This is a genomic window from Rhodococcus sp. FW305-130 (assembly GCF_058788335.1).
This window is the reverse complement of sequence record NZ_JBYTAP010000007.1, coordinates 311,421-332,438: the sequence shown is the minus strand read 5'-3', so window position 1 is coordinate 332,438 and position 21,018 is coordinate 311,421. Positions and strand designations below refer to the sequence as shown.

Genomic DNA, 21,018 nt, shown 5'->3' with positions numbered 1-21,018 from the left:
ACGAGTGCTCCGCGGACCGCGGAGCCACCGCCGATACGCGGGCTACCCCGACCTACCTCCTAGTAACCACCGCAACTTCGCTGCGGATGTCGAACCGCATCGACGAGTAATTGGGCCAAGGGTGGCGGGGGCCGATTTCATGGTGGGGCGGCCTGATCCGTCCGCGAGGCTCTCGCAGTCCCTGTACCACCGCGCGTGTAGGTCGTTGGATACCGCGGACCAACATTCCGGATTCGCCGTGCGGCGGACGGGGTACCTCTAATGCGTCGTGACCCCGCAACTGATATGTCGACGAAACAGGCTGCCGAGCAACCCGTTCGAGTGTCGGCAGGTTGCCTGAAGCGACGACCGGTCGGTGTCGATGCAGAGAGTGGGATACCAGTGAACGTGGAAAGTTCCGGGCACGTTGATGCCGGCCAAGAGGGTACGACTGGATCCGAAACAAGTCCCGACACCGCTGACGGGGCGAAAGAACTCGCGGACGAGATGGACAAAAGATACGAGCCTGGATCAAGAGAGACGGTCACGGTGCCCGGGACCGGCGGCACAGTCGCCGGGACAGCTTTCGCCGACCACGTCACGGAGATGTCGGACGAGAAGGTCGAAAACCTCGACGAACAGTTCTCGGAATTCCAGACTCGTGCTGACGACAAGCATCATGAGGACTGACCCGGGGTCCATGCTCCGGTGTGCCAGATGGAATCGTGCGGAAACCCGACAGTCCAGGCGTCGCCGAATGCGGCGTTGATCAGATTGCCCGCCTTGATCTGGCTCGCGACGACCGTCTCGTGGTGATCGAGAATGACTCCGACGTAACCGTCTCCCGATACCGGAGTCGACGCCGAGGCAGATCCTGCGCCGGCAACCGCCACAGCTCCAGCAGCCGCTGGGATGGCCAGAGCGGCAACGATCTTGAGTGCACGTGTCATCGAAAGGGCCTTTCTTCGTTCGGATCTAGTCAGGGGCCGAATCCGGTGTCTCGAAACCAAAATAGGTGGAGGGGGCGTGCCAGTGAACGCCATTTGGCAAATAGTCGGCAACCCTATGGGTTTACTTGGGGGTCAGATCACATCGGTGGGATTGATTCGCCGCGGTCGTGGTGCCGGTTTTCGGTCGATCGGGTGTAGGACGTTGAGTCCGTGTGGGCGTCTTCCGACGGCTTTCGGAGATACGTAGTGCGGCAGCCAGATTCGACAACAGTTCAAGTGAGGTCGCCGAGAGTCCGTTCGCGGCCCGGAGCAACTGTCTCAGTTCCGGGTCGGCGAGATGAGCGACTATCTCCGCGTCCTCGTCGTGAATGCGCGCGCGATCGCCGGACCAGGGGATGGTGAAGAAATAGCCGGGAGGGACATCGAAGTAGTCGGCCAACGCTGACACCACCTCATCCGATGGGCTCGAGCGGACGCCGTGTCGAAGCTGTGAGAGATACGGTGTCGAGATTCGGTAGCCCCGTGCGAGAAGGCCGTTAGCCACAGCGGTGTTCGTCAGGCGCCGATCGGAGCCGGAGAAAAGCTCGTTCAACCGGAGTTGAAAGACGTTCTCGTCCGTCGCACGGCCTACCATCACCGCTACCTCAATTCTCTCGTTCCTATCCTGTGCTTGCCGAAGCGGTGCAGGCTTAGCAGATGAGCCAGTGGCCACTGGTGGAGGTCAACGACACGACCTTGCCGATCGAGGTCTCCGGAGCGTCATCCAGATGTCCGCGTACGGTCGCTGTGGCTGTCGATCCTTGGAGGGTGACGTACTCGACTGCATCGAGTGTGATTGCCGGCAACACCTTTCCAGTGGTCGTGGTTGATACCTGCTTCTCGGCGCAGACGGTGGCAGCAGCGCTCTCGGTCGAGCCGGTACGGAGTGCATCGAGGTGAGATCGGATCACCGTGGTGATCTGCTCGGAGTCGGTGGGCATCTTCGACGACTGCCTGCCTTCGGTAGTGGGGCCTGCTGAACTGATCGTGCATCCCGAGAGCAGCAGTGCTGCAACGACTCCGCCGAAGAGGATCGATTTCACCGATCGCCGGCGGTAGTGGTTTATGGGTGGATTCACCGAAACTCCTTCGTTCGTGAACATGTTGCGCCCGGAAAGTCATCCAGCCGTCGGTCAGAAGACAAACGCGGCGGACAGCAGAGCAAGGCTGAGGACCGCGGTGGCATTGGCGGCGCGAACAAAGACGTACCGCTCCGCGTCCTCGGCGCCGAGACACAGCGCGGTCAGTTGCAAGGCCAGCGACAACATCCCGGTACCGAGCGCGCCGAGGGCGAACAATTGTCGTGCATCCATCAGCGGTATCCAATCCCGTTGCGGTCCAACGGCACAACGAGCCGGTCACATACGCGACCGTGAACTCGGTGAGAGTTGCCCGCACCAGCAGCCGAACTCCTGAGCCGAGGATGTAGTCGAGAGGCCGCAGGGGGGAGATTTCAGCATCTGGTGAGGACTCCCCGGCAAAATGCGACACAAAACGTCGCTACTTCAGGTGGTTGGGCCGAATCGCAATCCGCGGAGCAGTCGGCGGTAGGAGAAGCGGTCGTCCCAAATGCGAAGCAGGCCGTTTGCGAATGTGTAGTGGCCGTCTACGTCGAGGTGCATGGCAAACCATCCGATGCGGATGATCTCTCTTCGCCGGGAGGACACGGTGTTGTGGTCGGTGGTCATCGTGAGCACTTCCACGACCTCGTACCTGGTGATCAGGCGAGAGACGATCGTGAGCGCCCGTTCGACGCGTTTGCTTCCACGCACGCTGGGCAGGCCGGTGTTGCGCCATTCGATGTCGGGATCGACGAGTGCGCGCACGGCATCGGCGTCCATTTCCTCCAGTGCGATCAGCAGGTCCACCACCCGCGATGTCAGTTGATCGTCGTTCAACAGGTACTCCGGTCGTCTGGAATTGTGTTTTCTCATCGGTGGATTCATGTGGTGACCGTCAGGCAGGGACTGTTGCTCCGCGAAACGCACAGGAGCATCTTGCCGGCGGCGCGCTCGGCTGGGCTCAACGAATTGTCACGATGATCGACGTCGCCGTCGCTGACGTGGACCATGCAGGTGCCGCAGAAGCCCTGACGACATGAATAGGGGGCTTTCGGGTTCACACGCAGGACCGCGTCCAGTGCGGTCTGGTCGGCGGCGACATCGATGACCTGACCGGTGCGAGCCAGTTGGATGCGGAAGGGTCGTCCATCGACGACCGGTGCGGCGGAGAAGCGTTCGGCGTGCACTTCCACACCGGGCTCGTTGCGCACACAAGCTGTGATCAGGTCCATCATCGGGACCGGACCGCAACAGTAGATCGCGTCGCCGCTGCGGACATTCGGCGGGAGAAGATCGTTCGCTGCGGGTAGGCCGTATTCGTCGTCGGTGCGGATGGTGACCCGATCACCAAACGACGACAATTCCTCGAGGAACGGTAGTGTGCGGCGCTCGCGACCGACGTACATCAGCGACCAATCCAGGCCCATGCGCTCCGCCTCGCGGACCATCGGCAGTATCGGTGTGATGCCGATGCCACCCGCCACGAAGTGAACGCGCTTCGCGCGCTCGATTCGCCCGGGTTCGACGAACCCGAACGCGTTGCGTGGACCGCGAACGCCGACGACGGTACCGACTGGCAACTCGTCGTGCACCTCGTTCGATCCGCCGCCACCATCAGGAATCCGGCGTACCGCGATCCGGTAGCAGCGTCGATCGGCGGGATCGCCGCACAGCGAGTACTGACGTATCCGTCCCGAGGGCAGGTACAGGTCGAGGTGTGCCCCGGGATACCACCGTTCGAGGTCGCTGCCGCCAGGTGCTCGCAGTTCGAGACTGACCACATCGTTGTCGGTGGCCACCGTCGTGCGCTCCGACACCGTGAGCGTTGTCTTGTACTCGTCGATCCGGTTTTCCGGTGGCTCGTCGCGATGAATCAAGACCGCCACCTTTACCTGCGTGGAGACCAGGACATCCAGAATGCGCAGAATCGAGTCGCGGCGCTTGCCGCGGCGTAGGTCGACCGGGATCTTGCGGGGGGCCGGCCACCGCTGCGTGAGTTCGGGCGCGTTGGGTGTCATGTGTTGACCCGCTTGGCCGCTGGCGATTGCGCGACGTAGGCGAGGGCCTGGGCGGTGGACCCCACACTGTCGGGGTGAAATCCCGGCACGAACGTCGACACACCGCTCCAGAACCATTTCGATACACCAGGCACCAGTCCGCGGCGTCCGGCGCGGACGAATTCCAGTAGCAATCGCGGATAACCGATGTTCGGCGTGTTGGGGTCGTTGCGGCTCAGATACATCGCAGCACGGAGCAACCACCCCAAAAAGATTGGCCACGTGATGATCATGGAGATACAGCGGCGAAAGTAGCCGACTCCGAAGTACGTGGCGACCTCGTGTGCCACGGCACGATGCTCGACCTCTTCGGCCCCATGCCACCGATAGAGGTCAAGCATCTGCGGATCCGCGCCGAATTTCTCCAAGTCCGCGTTCAACGCCCAGTCGCCCACGAACGCGAACATATGCTCCGAAGACGCGCAGATCCCGAGACGCTCGATCAGACGCTGCCGGATGGCCTGCGGATCGGAGTCGTCACCGATGCCCAAAGTTCTACGGAAGAAATACTGCATCTGGCGGTTGAACGGGGCCGGGTCGATCCCGTGCCGTGTGAACACCTGATTCATGACCTCGTCATGCGCCTCTGCGTGCAGCAATTCTTGGCCCATGAAACCGAGCATGTCCTCGCGAAGCTTCTCGTCGTGCACGTCCGGGAGAGCCTGCTCGAAGGCCTGGATCATCATCCGTTCGCCCTCCGGGATGACGAGGTTCATCGAGCCGAGGAGGTATGAGGCGATCGGCTCGTTCGGCAACCACACCAAAGGCGCTTTCTCCCAGTCGAAATCGACTCGCCGCGGACGGATCGCTACCCGGCCGGGCGGTGCGATCGGACGCTGTGTCAGTCCACTCGTAATTCGCATGACCACTCCTCACTCATAAGTACGCCGCAGTACTTATGAATGAGCATGGCGATCTACCCGTGGCTTGTCAACACCGGACTACGAAGGGTCGGACGAGAGATCCAGTACCCGTTCAAGGAAGGACATGATCGGCGCATGAAGATTCATGTACGAATTCGACCCGTCAACCACCTGGCGGTAGAACAACTCGTTGCAACCGCCGATCGCCGCGAGAAACACTTCACGCCCCGGGGCTTCTGAAGACTTGGACGAGTAGCCGACGAGCAATGCATCGGCGAGCAGTTCCACGTACTCGTTGCGCTTCGCCACCCCTGCCGGGCCGGCCACAGGTAGGTCCACCACCCAGGCTCGCACGAACTCCGGTTCGGACGAACACGTCTCGAGATACTTTTCGATTACAGCCGAAAGCTGTTCGTGTAGAGACAAATTGGCGGTCGAGCTTTGTGTCGAGGTGATGTTGGAGACGATCACCTCGATGCCTGCGTCGATCGCCGCGATCAAGCACGCTTCTTTGCTCTCGAACTGCTTGTAGAAAGCTTGACGAGACACCCTGGCACGCCCGACGACATCGGCGATCGTGGTCGAGGCGATCCCCTTCTCCGCAGTCGACGAGATCACCGCACGCAGAATGCGATCACGTTGCGCGTCTTGGACCTCGCCCACAGCCAGTCGGCCGCGGCCACGCGGCAATCCGGGGAGGTCACGATCGAACGATCCGGCCAGCCTGCGCATACTGCATCATAACCTGCCTGGCGCCATCGGTTCTCTCGTTGAGCCGTCGACGTGGCCTGACGGAGAACCGGTTCAGGCAACGTCGACGGTCCAAGGAGGCGGTCGAGCGCCGCCGGGAGTGATCATTCTCGTAGTGGCACGCGCCGTTATCAGCAGCCATTCGATTTTGTATGAACTGCATGGTTCGGAGAGACGCTCTGCTGCTGATCGGTGGTCGGCGAGGTAGTCAGTTTTGTTGTCGGAGAACAGGTTCTCTCTCGTGATTTTCGCTGAGATGCGCCTCGAGGAGCTCGGTGAGGTGCTTGCCGACGCGGTCGAGAGGCCTGGTGGAGCGTGTTGCGACGGACATGATGACGGCGCCTTCGATTGCTGCGATCGTCATTGTCGAGAGGGATTGCGCGAGGGCATCATCCAGGTTTGCAGCTCGAAAATTGTTGGCTAGCATCGATTCCCACTCTTCAAATGCCATTTTTGCCGCGTCGACTGCGCCGGGTATTTCATTGCCGCCGAACGTGGCAGCGGCGATCGGGCATCCGGCGGTGTAGTCGCTGGATACGATCATCGACTTCCAGTAGTCGATGAATGCCTGCAATGCCTCCAGGGGAGGGGCGGAACAGAGTTGCTCGATCATCGCGCTGATCCACGATCCGGCGGCTCTGGCAGAGGCTTCGATCAACTGATTCTTGCCTTGTGGAAAGTGTGTGTAGATCGATTGACGTGCGGTTCCGCTGCGGTCGAGTAGTTCGGTCACGGCCACGCCAGAGACTCCCCTGCTTTGGATGAGTTCGACTGTGGTGCGAATGAGGCGTTCTCGCGGAGCGGTAACCAATGTGCTCCCCTTCATCATCGATCTGTCTAGGCATCGAATCTATCAGCCGCGCGTCCTCTGTGTTCGCCGGTGGAAGTGCTCATCATTGCCATAGACCGTTTGTTCTACTACCCTACTTATCTGTTACTTGAAGTCATATCTACTGAGTTATAGGCCTCCTGTTTGCCCTGGAAGGGACACACCTGCCATGACGACCACCGAACCGAGATTTTCCGACGTGCCTGACGACGAAACGTACGAGGACATGCTCAATCGACTCTCGGATGCTTCTGTGCACCGGAGCTTCAGTCCGTATACCGACATCGATTGGGAGGCACCGGAATTTCAGGTCGTGGACAACGACCCACGATGGATTCTTCCCGAGGTAGAACTGCTGGGAACACATTCTTGGTACCTCGCGCGTACCCGGGAGCAGCAGATTGCCATAGGGCAGTATCGGCAAGCGAACATCGCCAAGGTGGGTCTGCAGTTCGAGCAGGTGCTCATTCGTGGTTTCATGCAGTACGTTTCCATGCTGCCTAACCGGTCGGCGGAATTCCGGTATGCCACTCACGAGGTCATCGAAGAGTGCAACCACACACTCATGTTCCAGGAACTGGTGAATCGGTCGGGCGTCGACGTACCGGGATTCGGCCCGGTTCTGCGACGCGTCATGCCGTTCCTCGGGCTTGCGGCTTGGCCGTTTCCGTCGATTTTCTTCATGGGGGTGCTGGCTGGGGAAGAGCCCATTGATCACATCCAGAAGAGCTATCTTCGCAGTGAAAGCAACTATCACCCCATTATTCGCGGAGTGATGCGCATTCACGTCGCCGAAGAGGCGCGACACATCTCGTTTGCGAACGAGTTCCTACGGCAGCATGTGCATCAGAACGGCCCAGTGGGTAAGTTCCTTCTCTCCCTGGCCTTTCCGGTCATCATGCGGGTCCTGTGCGACGTGATCGCCGTTCCACCGAAGTCGTTCTTCGAAACCTTCGAGATCCCGAAGTCGGTGAAGAAGGAGCTGTTCTGGGAGTCCCCTGCATCACGTAAGGCGTTGAGCGGGTACTTCGGCGATGTCCGATTACTCGCGGACGAACTCGGATTGATGAACCGGGTCTCGAGAATCCTGTGGAAGGCTCTCAAGATCGACGGGAAATCTTCACGCTTCAGGAGCGAACCCGATCGGGCGTCTACAGCTGATTTCGATAATGCTCATGCGTAATTCCGCATTGAACAGCGACCGCAAGTCGAACACTCCGGCGCCGGTGGGGCGCTCAGCCGAATCGACCCAAGGCACGCGATGGTGATGTCGAAGCTCGCCAAGTGGCAGCTGGTCGCACTCGTCGTGGTTGCACTCCTGGGTTTGATCTACGTCGGAGCGAAATACGTACGGCTGGACAATCTTCTGGGATTCGGCCAATACACGGTCAAAACCGAACTGGCGACGTCCGGTGGCATCTTCACCAACGCCGAAGTGACCTATCGCGGTGTACCCGTCGGACGCGTCGGCGACATGTCGCTCACGTCCGACGGAATCGAAGTCGACCTGTTGATCGACAGCAGTGCTCCACAGATTCCGGCATCCGTGCGAGCCGTGGTTGCCAATCGCTCAGCCATCGGTGAGCAGTACGTCGACCTTCAGCCCGATACCGACCAGGGCCCGTTCCTCGAAGACGGCTCGGTGATCGCCGTGGGCGAGACCACCACGCCGATCCCCATCGAGAACGTCTTGACCAGCGCCAACGGTCTGGTGCACTCCGTTCCGGTCGACGCACTCCACACCGTCGCGAAGGAACTCGGCGCGGCATTCAACGGCAAGGGCGAAGATCTGCAGGTACTTGCCGACTCGCTGTCGGGGATTTCCCAGTCGGGCCTCGACACCCTTCCCCAGACCCTCGGACTGATCCGTGACAGCCAGACGGTACTCACGACGCAATCCGATCAATCGTCGGCGATCAAGCAGTTCAGCACCGACCTCGACGCACTGGCTGCGCAATTGCGCACCAGCGACCCCGACATCCGACGCGTGATCGACAACGGCATACCGGCCAGCGAACAGGTCGGGGCTCTCGTCCGTGACGAGGGTCCGAGTCTGACGACAGACCTGAGCGACCTTGCTTCCACAGCACGAACATTGGCGCCACGAACCATTGCACTGCAACCCCTTCTGATCTTCATGCCCGGCCTCGCCGCCGGAATACCGTCCGCCATTGAGGCAGACGGACCGTCTCAACGTCAGGGACTTGTCCTCGAGACCAATGCGCCGTTCCCCTGCACGGTCGGATACGAAGGGACTATGGCGATCCTCGACGAGATGAAGCGCAAAGACCCGAACTTCGACGACACTCAGCAGGACTTCCCGGTCAACGTCGCGGCCAGCTGCCTGGCGCCGCAAGGCAGTGAAACGGGGGTTCGGAGCGCCAACCGCGTCGTATTCGCGGACCCGAATACCCCCCAGCCTTGGGACGACAAGCCCAAGGTGGACCCGGACAAGCTCAACCTGAACCCTATTGCCACACAACTGGCACCATCGTTCGGTGCGACACCGAAGTGAGATGATCACCAGCTTCGGGAGGCGACAAGGGTGAAGTGGGCCGGCCAGACGCTCATCCAGGGCCTCAACTCTCGGTGGACTGCCTCGCACTCGATGCCGGACAACCCGAAACGGCAATCCTGGGATACGCCAAACGGTCAACACGGGATCGCCAAAGCGAATGCGAGAAACTCCTACCGAAACTAGGGCGACGCCCACGCTCTCAACATGCTTCGCCAGTGCTCCAAGCTTGAGATTATCCGATAGGTGCATGATCCCGTCCGGGTTCACCGCATCGTCTAGCAGCGCGCGCCAGAACGTCAGTACGAGTGGAAAGAGCTGTGCGTGCGTCAACTCACCCGTTGGTGACATTGAAGCGACGCGATACGTGCGATGGAATTCGAACAGAGCGTCGAGGCATTTTTGGGCGGGCGTCCGGCTTCGTATTAGTCCAAGAGCGGTTCAAGTACACGTACTCCCGACGTATGTGGCTGGAGCGGGCCGCTCGCTAAGGGCAGAGAGCTGGCCTGCTGCTTCACATAGTGAGGGCAAGCGAATCGGTCGTATCTAGGGCGCGCGGCGCATCATCCCCTCCGTATTCGCCCTCCTGAACCAACGGACGTCGCGGTTGCTCCGACGCGATCGTTGTGGGAGTGGTCAGCGAACTGCTTCCGGTAGGTGGAAGGTGCGGTCGCAAACGCGGATGTGAAGTTCTGTCGAAAGGTCACCGTGCTTCCGAACCCACACGCCAGCGCAATTGCGTCAATGCTCCAACCGGTCGTCTCCAGGAGAACTCGCGCCTCGCTCAGTCGTTGCTGGAGAATCCAGCGTGCCGGAGTGGTTCCCGTGACAAGACGGAACTGCCGTATGAAGTTTCGTCGACTCATCCGCGCCTGACCTGCGAGGCGGTCGACAGACAGCGGCTCGTCCAGGCGTCCGAGCGCCCATTCCAGCACGTCTGCAACAGCTGTGTCGCCCGCAGGTTCCGCAAGCGGTCTCTCGATGTACTGGGCCTGACCACCCTCTCGATGCGGCGCGACGACCAGGTTTCTCGCCACGCGGGTGGCAACTGCGGATCCGAGGTGCTTGCGCACAAGGTGCAGACAAGCATCGACCGACGACACCGTCCCCGCGGACGTCATCACGTCGCCGTGGTCGATATAGAGCACCGACTCGTCCAAGCGGATACTTGGATGGTTTTTGGCGAGCGCGGGCATCATCTCCCAGTGCGTGACGGCCGAGCGACCATGGAGGAGTCCGGCGTCGGCGACGGCAAAAGCGCCGAGACACAACCCCACGATCGGGGTGCCGCGAGCGTGCGCCCGGCACAGCTTGGCTCGCAATGACTCGCTGATCGGTGAAAGTGGTAGCGGCCAGGAAGGGATGATCACGATGTCGGCCCAATCGAGTGTCCGCGGTCCCGCCACATCGCCGACCGAGTATCCCTCGACGGTCCGAATCGCGCCCGCGCGATCGGACCACAACCTGGTTTCCCAGTCAGGTGCGAGCCCGAGCCTGCCCACCTCACCGAACACCATCAACGGCGCTGCGAGATGAAACATCGTGATGCTGTCGAACGCATAGACGGCGATTCGCATTTGGTCTCTTCCACATCATGGCGCAAAGTCATCGAAAGTATGCACCCGTGCCACTCACGGATGCATAGACTCCTACCGAACAATGGAAGACGACCGTCAGGATCGCCGATACGAAACCGAACCCGACCGACCTTCCAGGAGTGATGAAAGTGCCTACACCTCGCCGTGCCCTTATCGTCGTCGACGTACAGCGGGAATACTTCGACGGTCCGCTGCAGATCCAGTACCCGCCGCGTGAGGAGTCATTGGCCAACATCCTCAGCGCCGTCAAGGTCGCTCGCGCGAATGACCTTCCCGTCGTCGTCGTGCAACATCGGATGCCCGAGGGCGCCCCGGTCTTTGTCGAAGGTACGCCCGGATGGTCACTTCACCCAGCGCTCGAGGATCACATCGATCCGGAAACCAAGCGCATCCACAAGCAGTACGCGAGCGTCTTCGCCGGCACCGATACAGCCGATTGGCTGCACGCGAAAGACATCGACACCATCACGATCGTCGGGTACATGACCAACAATTGCGACCTCGGCACCGCCGTGGAAGCGGAAGCTCTCGGGTTCGCCGCCGAGATTTTGTCAGATGCCAGCGGTGCGATCCATCTGGCCAACGAAGCAGGTCAGGTATCGGCGCAGTCCCTGCACGAGACCCTCATGATTCTTTTGCATTCGAACTTCGCTGCCGTCGCAACAACAAGCGCATGGGTCGACGCCGTAGATTCCGGAACGAGTTTGCCCAAGAGCAATCTTGTCGTCTCAGCCATCCAAGGACGCGAGGCGACCCTCAGTTGATGCAATGCTGCAGGCCCGCAATAGATTCGGGACGCCTTAATCCCTGCCGGTGCAGACCGAACTCTCATCGACACCTTGGATGCCGCGAAACTTGAAGGACGATAGGTCCTTTGAACGCGGATGTCGGCGCCGGCGGGCCGTGAGCTACTTCTTCGGGGCGCCGGATAGGCAGAAGCTCGAAACATTCGTCTCGTCGGCTCCGCCCTGCGCTTTCCTCGTCCCGACGTCAATGATCGTCGGGATGCACCCGAAACGATCGAGCGCGATGACAAGCCGCGAGGCGATCCGGAAGAGCTCACCGTCACCGCACGACGCATCGAGGACGAATTATCGGCGGCATGCGGGTCGGCCAACGCAACGGCAGCGATCATGCGCGAAGAACTGGCCGACGGTAGCGCTCAGCGGGTTCGGGACGTAGTCAGGCGCTGACAGGATCCAGGAGGCCGGCAAGCCGTCCGGCAATCAGTGCTTCGGACTCTGCGACAATACGTTCCACCAATTCACCCACTGTGGGGATGTCGTGAATCAATCCTTGCACAGTCCCCGCCGTCCAGATGCCAGCCTCCGGGTCGCCGCTGTCGAACACCGCTCGGCCCCGCGCACCGGCAACAAGATGTCGAACGTCTTCGAATTTGCCACCACTGGAAAGAATTTCGACAACTTCTTGGCTGATGCTGTTGCGTGCTACGCGAGCGGTATTGCGCAGTGACCTGAAAATCAGCTCGGTGTCCACCTCGGAGGCAGCAACTATCGCCTCTTTGATGTTGCGGTGAATCGGAGACTCCTCGGTACACATGAACCGAGTGCCCATGTTGATGCCGTCGGCGCCAAGCGCCAGGGCGGCCACTAATCCCCGCGCATCGGCAAATCCACCGGACGCGATCATGGGAATGCTGATCCGCTCTGCTGCTGCAGCGAATAGAACGAGACCAGGTACGTCGTCTTCCCCTGGATGCCCGGCGCATTCGAACCCGTCGATGCTGATGCCGTCGACGCCGAGGGCCTGGGCTTTGACCGCGTGGCGGACGCTGGTGCACTTGTGGAGAACCTTGATGCCGGCAGCGTGAAAGTGCGGCAGATGGGGTGCGGGAGAAGATCCGGCTGTCTCGACGACTTTCACTCCGCAGTCGATGATCACGTTGCGATACTCATCGTAGGGCGGGGGCGTGATCGTGGGGAGGATTGTGAGATTGACTCCGAACGGTTGGTCGGTGAGCTCGCGCGTTCGGGATATTTCTCGGGCAAGATCGTCAGGTGTCGGCTGTGTCAGAGCAGTGAGCATGCCGAGCGCGCCGGCGTTTGCAACTGCCGCTACGAGTTCTGCTCTCCCCACCCACTGCATGCCGCCCTGGACGATGGGGTGACGAACTCCGAACGTCTCGGTAAATGCGGTTGTCAGCACTGGACATCTCCTCGATGATGCATGGATATCGATTTGTCAGTTACGGTGTTGCCAAGCCATTTTCGGCTAGAGCAGCGCATTCAGCCCATCGACGACGCCCACTCGTTCAAGGACGGGACCTGTGAGGGATCAGTTCGTGCCATCGGAGGTTCGGCGCGATAGGGCATGGCAGGCGTCAAATATTGCTCGCCACGTTCGTTGGTGCCGGGGATGAAGGTACGGTTCGCAATCACATCGTCGGCGCAGATTACCTGGTCGTAGTCACGCACAAGCGCGGCAACCACTCCGGCTGCAGTGAGATGCTCTACCGCTTCCGCGGCGCTACGGTGGCACAGCTGCTTCTCGATCGTGGCGACGAGGACTGCACGGTTTTCCACGCGCAGTGTGTTGGTAGAGAACCGCGGGTCGTCGGCCAACTCTGGTAAGTCGATCGCCTTGCACAGTTCGATCCAGGCTCGCGGTTGGTAGCCGCTGATCACCAGCTCACCATCGACGGCACGAAAGACGTCTGCGGCAGGTGCGACGCTAGGTTGTCCGTTCCCTTTGCGGCTCATAGCCTTTCCAGACACTTGCCACTCGATCCAGTTGGCGGTCTGCAAGTGGATTGCGACGTCGAGCAGGGAAACTCGGACGGAGGAGCCCTTGCCGGTGCGATCGCGCCGCAGTAGCGCTGCCAGTACCGCTTGGGCGACGACGTAGCTCGTTGCATGATCTATGACCGGTGCGCCCACACGCTGTGGCGGGCCATCCGCCTCACCCGTCACCGACATCAGTCCGCTCTCTGCTTGCGCAGCGATGTCGAGCCCGGCGCGGGTGGCGGACGGGCCCTCCGCCCCGTACCCGCTCACCGAGACGGCGATGATTTCCGGTCGCAGGCGTTGGAGTTCGGCAGAGGAGAATCCCAATCGATCGAGGGTTCCCGGGCGAAGATTGTGCAGCAAGATGTCGCTCGATGCGATCAGATCCCGAGCTCGCTGCAGATCGGCGGAGTCTTTGAGGTCGAGGCAGATTGAACGCTTTCCACGGTTGTACCCGTAGAAGATGCCGCGCGCGTAGTCGGCGTCGATTTGTCGGGCCGGTTCACCACCTGGAGGCTCGAGCTTGATGACCTCGGCGCCGAGATCGGACAACTGCTGCCCGGCGCTGGGTATTGCGATCAGTTGACCGATCTCCACTACTCGGACACCTGCCAACGGCAGGTCTACTTGGTCGGTCATCGAATGATCTCCACATGAGGCGAAGTGACATCCTCAGCGGGCTCCAGGCAGCGCGCCAACAAGATGCCTTCGGTGTGGTTGCAGGGGTTCAGTCGGTTTCTGTCGCCTTCTACTCCCCCGATTCGGATCGTCACGGTTCCATCGTCATTGCGCTCGAAGTGTGCGTCGTTGAGGTTGACGGTGTGGTCGCGGTACTCGAAGGACTCGAACCAGTGGTTGTACAGCATCACCCCGAAGTAGGTGCAGTCCGGGAGAGTGAATGTAATATCCACGGCAGTAGCGTCTTTCAGTGACCACCAGCCGGCAATGTATTGGTTGGAGCTGGTGCCGTAGAAGTCTCCCCACCCTCGTTGCTCCGAGGTCACGCGAATCTCGTTGGGAGACTGACTGAGTGTTTCGATGAGCTGAAGACTGCGTCGAAGGCTCACGTCCATGCCACGAGCAAGTTTCGTGAGGCGCTGGGCCAGCCACGCCGTGTCGAGATCGGGGCGTGCACCAGGCGGCGGACCGAGGCGCTCGATGTGGAGAACGGGATCGATCTCCGCGTTACGCGTCTTGTGATACACACGCACTACTACGTCGAAGCAGCGCTCATCCAGCCGAATGCCGCTGCGCCCCTCCAGCTCTTGTGCGACGAAGATCTCGAAGTTGCCGTCCGCGTCACACACCTTGTCGTCGATGACGATGTTGTCGGCGACCCGGTCGGTCCCAGACGCACCGACGCGATTGGCGAGGACGGCGACGTACGGCACTGTGCCACGGTTACCGTGAATACGGTATGTCTCGTTGGGGTCGATCATCGCAGTCCAGTAGTCGACGTCGATGCCGTCTCCCCAGAACTTTCGCATCGGTGACATCAGAGTGAAGAGTTCAGGTCGGAGCACGTCTTGGCGTTCGATATTCATCTCGGCGAGGTATCCGAACAGGCGAAGTGCGTGCCGTACGCCTTCGGCGCTGTCCAGCGGCGATCCTGTGGCGGCAGCTGTCGAACCGAATGTCGCAAGGCTGTCGGTGACTGCGGACCAAGCCTCGGTGAGCTGCCGGCGATCGTGCTGGGACTCGGATTGTGTTGACTGGTCAGCGAGTTGTGTCATCGTTTCTTCTCTTTCGTAATAGACGAACTGGATTGTGTATGGGGCGTTGGTCAGCAGAGGGGGTCGAAAGGGACGTCTGCGTCGGACTTGCCCGAGGTCTGGTTGTTCACCCATGCGACGTTCTGGGTCCATCGGTGGGCTGAAATCTCGACCGGCCAGAGGGTCTTCTGCGAAGCCCACACCTGGTTGGCTTTGTCAGCAGGAACATTCATTCGCTCGGTGAGAAGTTGAGCTCCTGCTTGCTCGTTCGCGGGATCGGCTATCCACCCTGCTGCGGCCTCGAGCGCCGCACAAACGGGGGCAGCAGCATCGGATTCAGCGAATGTGGCTGTCGTGACGAGCACTGTGCCCAGGCCGTATGAACTCACGCCGTCAGAGGCCACCGGGTCTACTTCTGTAATCGCCGTCATCGGTATTCCTTGAGCATCGAATACGGCCTGGCTGGCAGCGGTGAGAACGGCGGCATCTATGTCGCCCTTTCGTGCGAGTGGTATCTGACTCGCGGTGGGTGCCGCTGCGATGAATTGCACCGTGGAGGCGTCGATGTTTCTCTCTCCGAGAAGCTGATTGACGAATTGCTCGGCTGCGCCGCCACGTGACGGTATGGCGATCCGCTTGCCGGGCAAATCCTCGATGGTGGTGATGCCGCTGTCTTTCGTCACGGCGATGGCAAGATCGATCGACCCGTACGGGGACAGTGGCCGCAGACTCTGCCCTTGCTCTATGGCCGGAACGACGGTTCCGGGTGCACCGACCGCGAGATCGGTTGTACCGCCGATGAGACCGCTGATGAGTTCGGGCCCGTTCTTTCCGTCGATGAGCTCGACGTGGAGGCCTTCCTTGTCGAACATTCCTTGTTGGACGGCGACGTAGACAGGTAGGGACAAAGCGCTCGCAGGGTAGACCCCGATGGCGACGCTGCCGTCGTTCGGACGCCCTCCCCCTCCACACGCGGAAAGCAGTAGGGCCGCAGCAATGACTGTGCCGACAAAAGGTCGAAGTTTCATGGGATTCCTGTTCCTTGATGGCTGGGCGCATCAGTAATCAAGCTGAGTTGGCTGGGCACATCAGTAATCAAGCTGAGTTGGCTGGGCACATCAGTGGTCGAGCTGACCACGCAGCCGGTTGAAGATTTCGATGTATCGAGGTTCGGCGGTGAGGGTTTCGAGTTCGCGGGGGCGCTCGATGTCAATGCTGACGTCGTCGATCACCCGGCCGGCCCCGAGCAGCAGAACGCGGTCGGAGAGACAGATGGCTTCGCCGAGGTCGTGGGTTACGAAGATGACCGTCCGGCCTACCTGGGATTGCCAAAGCTCGAGGAATTCTCGCTGTACTTCGACTCGGGTCTGCGCATCGAGGGCGGCAAACGGTTCGTCCATCAACAAGATGTCCGGATCCAGAGCCCACGTTCGGGCCAACGCGACACGCTGGCGCATCCCTTGGGAGAGTTGCCAAGTCCACAGCCGTGACGCCTCGGCCATTTGAACGGCCGCAAGCCAGCGCGCGGATTGAGTTCGTCTCTCCGCCTTGGGTACTCCCCTCAATTCGAGACCGTACTCCACGTTCTTCTGCGCTGTTCGCCACGGGAACAGCGCATCTCGGGCCATCATGAAGCCCATCCGAGAACGAGCGTCGAATGGCGTTGTGCCGAGGACCTCGGTCTTCCCTTCTGTTGCGTCCACCAATCCAGCGAGCGCGTTGAGCAGGGTGGTCTTGCCGCAACCACTCCTGCCGACCAGGCTCACGAACTGTCCGCGAGGGATTGTGAGGTCGAGATTATCGACCACAGTTTTCGCCGACCCGTCGGGCGAGGGGAAGGATATCGTCAGTCCGTCGAGTTGGACTGCGGGTGTAATCACGTTGGTATCCATGATGATTCCTGTCATCGTCGAGCCGGGGGCTGCCACCGAAGGAGGTAGCGCTCGGCGAAGTTCATGGCCTGGTTGAGGACGACTGCGACGATTGCGAGAAGTATGAGGATCGCGTAGACCGCTTCCATCCGGAACTGGGCCGAGTAGATCGACACAAGCTGACCCAGTCCGTCCCGTGACGAGATCAGTTCAGAACCCACGACGCCAAGCAGTGAATAGATCAGCCCCAACCGAAGACCGGCAAAAATGCCAGGTGTCGCGACGGGGAGGAGAATGTGCCAGAACACCTGTGTCTTACTGGCATTCAGGACAGTGGAAAGTCGGAGCCATTCGTCGTCCACTGACTTCACACCGGCTCGTGCACTCGAGCAGACGATGAAGAATACGAGTGTGAACGCGAGAGCGACCTTCGCCGTCATCGTGATCCCGAAGATGACGATAAGCAGAGGTGCCAGCGCAAGACGTGGCATGGCATTCGCCGCATCCAGAAACGGACTCATGATGCGTTCGAGGGTCGGAAGCAGTCCGAGGGAGAGCCCTACCGCCACCCCGACTGCGCTTGCGAGGATCCACGCGATCACGACGGCAGTCATCGTGGCACGCAAGTTCGTCGAAATCTCCCCCGACTGCACTGCTGCGGTGAAGTAGTTCCAGGCTTCGCCTGGCGTTTTGGCCAGAACTGGCTCGATCCAACCTTGCGATGCGACGAGCTGCCACGCTCCGAGTAGGACCAGAAGCAGTGCGGCCTGGGCCAGTCGTACCCCGATGGTGCGTCGTGTACCGGATCGACGCTGTCGAGCGGGCTTCGGCTCAGAGCGTGCCCGCCTCGCGGAACGGGGTGACGTAGCGCCGGATGGCGCACTGGCGGTGATGGTTTCGGTCATTTCGGCGCCTTCTCCGTAGTGCTCACAGGCGGCGATAGGTGCTCGACAAAAGCAGACGGGTGCGTCTGGCCGAAGCTCCCCGGGTTGTTGCTCACTGCGTTCATATGTGAAGCAGATCACGGGATCCTTCTTCCCGTCTACGCCACATTCGAGAGGTATGCCATAGGGTTTACCTATGGCTGACGGGCGCAGAATCGGGCGCGCACGCGGACTTCCACGAGAAGGGAATCCCAATGGACCGGCGTCATCTGGAATACTTTCTCGCCCTTGCTGATCGGGGCAGCATTTCCGCTGCTGCTCGCGGACTGGGGGTCAGCCAGCCGACAATCTCGGAGGCTCTCGCCAGAATGGAGAAAGAGTGCGGCCTGACGCTCGTCCGCCGTGGCTCGCGGGGAGTCACCCTGACCGACGCTGGACGCGATCTCACAGGTCCGGCGGCCCAAGTACTTCGGGCATACCGGGATTTGGATCACGCTTTGCATCCATTGAACGTCGTGCAGCGGGGTCGGCTGACGGTCGTATGTCCGCGAACATTGGCGCGTGATCCGGCGGCCACGGCCCTCGGTGCGTTCAAAAGCAAGTTTCCCAATGTTGCGGTGACGATGCTCAGCAACGACACCGACGGAATCGGAACGGTGGTCGCCTCGGGTCAGGCTGATATCGGCCTCGGGGTGGACGAGGTGTTCGACGAGGGTGTTGAACGTATCCTTCTCGGCCGGCAACGAATCGTTGCGCTGGTGCCCGCCGCACGAAGTGAAGGCGAGGGGGTAGCGGCGTTGACGGATCTGTTGCGAATCGGATTGATCACCAGCCCGCGTGACGATGTCACTCGGCGACTGTTGGCGGAACGCCTGGGCGAAGGCGCTGTGGACGGGGCGGTGGTTGCGGAGACTATCTCTGTGGCTTCGATGATCCCACTTGTACGCGCGGGAGTCGGCGTCGCCTTCCTTCCCGAATCTGTCGCCGATACAGTCGGAGAAGGTGTGGTGCTGTGTCGTACTCGGCCCCCGCTCACTCGTGATATCTGGATGTTCCACGGTTCGACGCCATCGCCTGCGGCACAAGCGTTTATCGAGACGACCAGCCGATTACGTGACGAAGGTGGAATGGGGAACGCCGGATGAGCAACTTCGGAGAGTCCGCAACCCCGCGAATCGATCCGCGGCAGCTACAAGACTTCCTCGCGGTCGTCGAACACGGCAGTATCACGGCAGCAGCGGCAAACCAGTTCACAGGAACATCGAGCGTCTCTCAATCAATTGCGCGACTCGAAAGACGCGTCGGAGGACGACTTTTCAATCGGGGCCGGGCCGGCGCGACGCTGACTGCGCGCGGACGGAATCTCATTGATCCAGCACGCGAAGCGCTGGCCGCGCTCGACCGATTAGTGGTCGAGCGCGAGTTCTTACTGTCAGCAGTCCCCCACCTCAGTGTTGCCACGACAGCGAGCCTTGCGGACGATCCCACAGCGGTGCTGCTCGGAGCGCTGCGCACGGAGGTGCCGAACCTGAGAATCACCATCTCGGTTCCGCCGGGGTCATCTGTGGCCGATGCGATTCACCCGGTCATGGCCGGCACCGCTGACGTGGCAATAATGGAGTCGCCGCCCACCGGCGTTCCCGGGACTCGAATGGTGCGCCTTCCGGACCACAAGTTGCGCCTTGTCTGCCCGCCCGGCACCCCGCCACCGGTGGGCGGGGTATTCATCGGCGAGGACCTCATGCGCATCGGCTTGGTCGTCGCACCGCGGTTTGAAACTTCCGATGTCTATCGCCATCTGCGGTCGATCGAACCGCGAATCGACCACGCCTTCGTGATGAGGTCACAGCATCGCGATGCCTTCGCGGATTTCGCATACGAAGGGATCGGTGCTGTCATTCTCGAACTCTCCAGTGCTGAGCGAGCATCCGAACGGGGCTGCACTGTGGGTGAGATACTCGAACTGCCGCCACGGAAGATCGCAGCCGTGGCAAGGGACGGCCAGAACACGCAGGTCGTCGAACATTTTCTACGGCTGTGTGCCGAGCAATCGGCGCGGAAGCTGTAGGCGGAGTCGATCTCTCTGGGACTTTGCGTATTTGCGGCGGCTGCTCATACGCCGAGAACGATTATTTTGTCTACAGACACAACACTTCTGGGATAGTCCGTTTCCTCGAACAAAGCCGACGGGTCACCCTGCCGTAAATATGTAATACGCGTCACTCCGGATCAACTTCGAAAGGTTGACCTTCATGCGAAAGTCTCTGAAATATTTCGCGAATGCTGCAGCGACGGTTGCGTTGTGCGCGACACTCGGACTCGCTGGTCCGGCCGGACCGGCCGCCGCCGATACGCCCGGTATTCCGAGCGTCGGGCACGACTGGGCGAGTGCAGGGCCGTACACGCCGAATGTCTCGATCGGGCTGGTGCACACTCTGTACTACCCGCGCCAGCTCGGCGCGCGCGGCGAGAAGCACCCTGTTGTGATCTGGGGGAACGGGACCGGTGTGCTCCCAGGTGCGTACACCTCCTTGTTGCGCCACTACGCCAGCCACGGATTCATCGTGGTCGCCGCCAATACCCCGGCAAGTAACTTCGCCATCACCATGCGGTCGGGAATCGACCTCATCGCGGACAAGGCGGCCAGCCCGTCGAGCGTCTTCTTCGGCAAAGTCGACCTGGAACACATTGGTGCGGTGGGGCACTCGCAGGGCGGGTCTGCGGCGATCAATGCTGCGATCGACGACCGCGTCGACACTGCCGTCGCGATCCAGCCAGGCCCGCTCAATGATGTCGACCTCATCGACGAGCCGGTTCTCTATCTGGCCGGCCAGGCCGACGCAATCGTTTGGCCGGCGATCGTGCGGGCGATGTACGAGGACGCCGACCACGTACCGGCCGAGTATCTGGAACTGCGCGGCGCCACGCACTTCGGTACGGCGATCAACGGCGGCGATATGCGCGGGCCGAGCACGGCGTGGCTGCGGTACTGGCTACTCGACGATCCGAACGCCCGCACCGAGTTCTTCGGAGCGAGCTGCGGATACTGCACTGACACCCAGCAGTTCTCCGACTTCGACCGCAACGATCTGGCCATGCAGATCCCGGGGTGACGGTCAGATCCGGAGTTGTCGAAGACGAACGGCCTGTCCGTTCAGATCGGCGG

General features: G+C 60.9%; 23 protein-coding genes. 7 read left to right on the top strand and 16 right to left on the bottom strand.

Annotated features, from left to right (window positions below; genetic code table 11):
* Positions 1-381: 381 nt before the first annotated feature.
* Positions 382-669 (top strand): hypothetical protein, encoded by a 288-nt coding sequence (locus AC3WQS_RS23025; RefSeq protein ID WP_070795421.1) that lies wholly within the window; start codon positions 382-384, stop codon positions 667-669.
* On the opposite strand, the gene AC3WQS_RS23020 is transcribed toward AC3WQS_RS23025, so the two are convergent.
* The 9 genes from AC3WQS_RS23020 to AC3WQS_RS22980 form a co-directional block, all read right to left on the bottom strand.
* Positions 657-929, bottom strand: coding sequence for a hypothetical protein (locus AC3WQS_RS23020; protein ID WP_052741001.1), 273 nt, complete (start codon positions 927-929; stop codon positions 657-659). The genes AC3WQS_RS23025 and AC3WQS_RS23020 overlap by 13 nt on opposite strands.
* Before the next feature lie 121 nt (positions 930-1,050).
* On the bottom strand, positions 1,051-1,563 hold the full coding sequence (locus AC3WQS_RS23015) for a helix-turn-helix domain-containing protein (protein WP_052741000.1): 513 nt from the start codon (positions 1,561-1,563) through the stop codon (positions 1,051-1,053).
* Positions 1,564-1,618: 55 nt separating this feature from the next.
* Positions 1,619-2,047 carry an Rv0361 family membrane protein gene (locus AC3WQS_RS23010; RefSeq protein WP_139148462.1) on the bottom strand — a complete coding sequence of 143 codons (429 nt, stop codon included), beginning with the start codon at positions 2,045-2,047 and terminating at the stop codon, positions 1,619-1,621.
* Between the two features lie 54 nt (positions 2,048-2,101).
* Positions 2,102-2,281 (bottom strand): hypothetical protein, encoded by a 180-nt coding sequence (locus tag AC3WQS_RS23005; RefSeq protein WP_029256695.1) that lies wholly within the window; start codon positions 2,279-2,281, stop codon positions 2,102-2,104.
* 192 nt (positions 2,282-2,473) lie between these two features.
* Positions 2,474-2,902, bottom strand: coding sequence for a limonene-1,2-epoxide hydrolase family protein (locus AC3WQS_RS23000; RefSeq protein ID WP_225989546.1), 429 nt, complete (start codon positions 2,900-2,902; stop codon positions 2,474-2,476).
* 8 nt (positions 2,903-2,910) lie between these two features.
* Positions 2,911-4,047: a PDR/VanB family oxidoreductase gene (locus AC3WQS_RS22995; protein WP_070795423.1), complete on the bottom strand. Its 1,137-nt coding sequence runs from the start codon at positions 4,045-4,047 to the stop codon at positions 2,911-2,913.
* Positions 4,044-4,949, bottom strand: coding sequence for a metal-dependent hydrolase (locus AC3WQS_RS22990; RefSeq protein WP_021333229.1), 906 nt, complete (start codon positions 4,947-4,949; stop codon positions 4,044-4,046). The genes AC3WQS_RS22995 and AC3WQS_RS22990 overlap by 4 nt, the downstream gene beginning before the upstream one ends.
* A 78-nt stretch (positions 4,950-5,027) precedes the next feature.
* Positions 5,028-5,681, bottom strand: coding sequence for a TetR/AcrR family transcriptional regulator (locus AC3WQS_RS22985; protein WP_060939401.1), 654 nt, complete (start codon positions 5,679-5,681; stop codon positions 5,028-5,030).
* 226 nt (positions 5,682-5,907) lie between these two features.
* The gene (locus AC3WQS_RS22980; protein ID WP_070795999.1) at positions 5,908-6,525 is read right to left on the bottom strand and encodes a TetR/AcrR family transcriptional regulator; all 618 of its coding nucleotides are present in this window, start codon (positions 6,523-6,525) and stop codon (positions 5,908-5,910) included.
* Positions 6,526-6,697: 172 nt separating this feature from the next.
* Here AC3WQS_RS22980 and AC3WQS_RS22975 point away from each other — a divergent pair, with 172 nt between their 5' ends.
* Together AC3WQS_RS22975 and AC3WQS_RS22970 are read left to right on the top strand one after the other, a co-directional pair.
* Positions 6,698-7,711 carry an AurF N-oxygenase family protein gene (locus tag AC3WQS_RS22975; protein ID WP_092765868.1) on the top strand — a complete coding sequence of 338 codons (1,014 nt, stop codon included), beginning with the start codon at positions 6,698-6,700 and terminating at the stop codon, positions 7,709-7,711.
* 78 nt (positions 7,712-7,789) lie between these two features.
* Positions 7,790-9,043 carry an MCE family protein gene (locus AC3WQS_RS22970; protein WP_446695336.1) on the top strand — a complete coding sequence of 418 codons (1,254 nt, stop codon included), beginning with the start codon at positions 7,790-7,792 and terminating at the stop codon, positions 9,041-9,043.
* Positions 9,044-9,606: 563 nt separating this feature from the next.
* Here the strand turns inward: AC3WQS_RS22970 and AC3WQS_RS22965 are convergent.
* Positions 9,607-10,620 carry a GlxA family transcriptional regulator gene (locus tag AC3WQS_RS22965; RefSeq protein ID WP_446695337.1) on the bottom strand — a complete coding sequence of 338 codons (1,014 nt, stop codon included), beginning with the start codon at positions 10,618-10,620 and terminating at the stop codon, positions 9,607-9,609.
* A 149-nt stretch (positions 10,621-10,769) separates the two neighbouring features.
* Here AC3WQS_RS22965 and AC3WQS_RS22960 point away from each other — a divergent pair, with 149 nt between their 5' ends.
* Entirely contained in the window at positions 10,770-11,405 is a 636-nt protein-coding gene (locus tag AC3WQS_RS22960) for an isochorismatase family protein (protein ID WP_446695338.1), read from the top strand.
* 418 nt (positions 11,406-11,823) lie between these two features.
* Here AC3WQS_RS22960 and AC3WQS_RS22955 read toward each other — a convergent pair whose 3' ends face one another.
* From AC3WQS_RS22955 to AC3WQS_RS22930, 6 genes are all read right to left on the bottom strand, one after another.
* A complete protein-coding gene (locus AC3WQS_RS22955; protein WP_492711920.1) occupies positions 11,824-12,807 on the bottom strand; it encodes an NAD(P)H-dependent flavin oxidoreductase in 984 nt (327 codons plus the stop codon).
* An 80-nt stretch (positions 12,808-12,887) separates the two neighbouring features.
* Positions 12,888-14,024, bottom strand: coding sequence for a CaiB/BaiF CoA transferase family protein (locus AC3WQS_RS22950; protein WP_492711917.1), 1,137 nt, complete (start codon positions 14,022-14,024; stop codon positions 12,888-12,890).
* Positions 14,021-15,118 (bottom strand): hypothetical protein, encoded by a 1,098-nt coding sequence (locus AC3WQS_RS22945; RefSeq protein WP_211918915.1) that lies wholly within the window; start codon positions 15,116-15,118, stop codon positions 14,021-14,023. Before AC3WQS_RS22945 ends, AC3WQS_RS22950 begins: the two co-directional genes overlap by 4 nt.
* A gap of 50 nt (positions 15,119-15,168) precedes the next feature.
* A complete protein-coding gene (locus AC3WQS_RS22940; protein ID WP_133727375.1) occupies positions 15,169-16,125 on the bottom strand; it encodes an ABC transporter substrate-binding protein in 957 nt (318 codons plus the stop codon).
* A gap of 90 nt (positions 16,126-16,215) precedes the next feature.
* Positions 16,216-16,989 (bottom strand): ABC transporter ATP-binding protein, encoded by a 774-nt coding sequence (locus AC3WQS_RS22935; RefSeq protein ID WP_492711915.1) that lies wholly within the window; start codon positions 16,987-16,989, stop codon positions 16,216-16,218.
* 11 nt (positions 16,990-17,000) lie between these two features.
* Entirely contained in the window at positions 17,001-17,873 is an 873-nt protein-coding gene (locus tag AC3WQS_RS22930; RefSeq protein WP_269576638.1) for an ABC transporter permease, read from the bottom strand.
* Positions 17,874-18,106: 233 nt separating this feature from the next.
* Between AC3WQS_RS22930 and AC3WQS_RS22925 the strand changes: the two genes are divergently transcribed.
* The 3 genes from AC3WQS_RS22925 to AC3WQS_RS22915 all read left to right on the top strand — a co-directional run bounded on the left by AC3WQS_RS22925 (position 18,107) and on the right by AC3WQS_RS22915 (position 20,965).
* On the top strand, positions 18,107-18,997 hold the full coding sequence (locus AC3WQS_RS22925) for a LysR family transcriptional regulator (protein WP_269576639.1): 891 nt from the start codon (positions 18,107-18,109) through the stop codon (positions 18,995-18,997).
* Positions 18,994-19,920 carry a LysR family transcriptional regulator gene (locus AC3WQS_RS22920; RefSeq protein WP_269576640.1) on the top strand — a complete coding sequence of 309 codons (927 nt, stop codon included), beginning with the start codon at positions 18,994-18,996 and terminating at the stop codon, positions 19,918-19,920. Before AC3WQS_RS22925 ends, AC3WQS_RS22920 begins: the two co-directional genes overlap by 4 nt.
* Before the next feature lie 184 nt (positions 19,921-20,104).
* A complete protein-coding gene (locus tag AC3WQS_RS22915; RefSeq protein ID WP_308371582.1) occupies positions 20,105-20,965 on the top strand; it encodes an alpha/beta hydrolase family protein in 861 nt (286 codons plus the stop codon).
* The last annotated feature ends 53 nt before the right edge of the window (positions 20,966-21,018 follow it).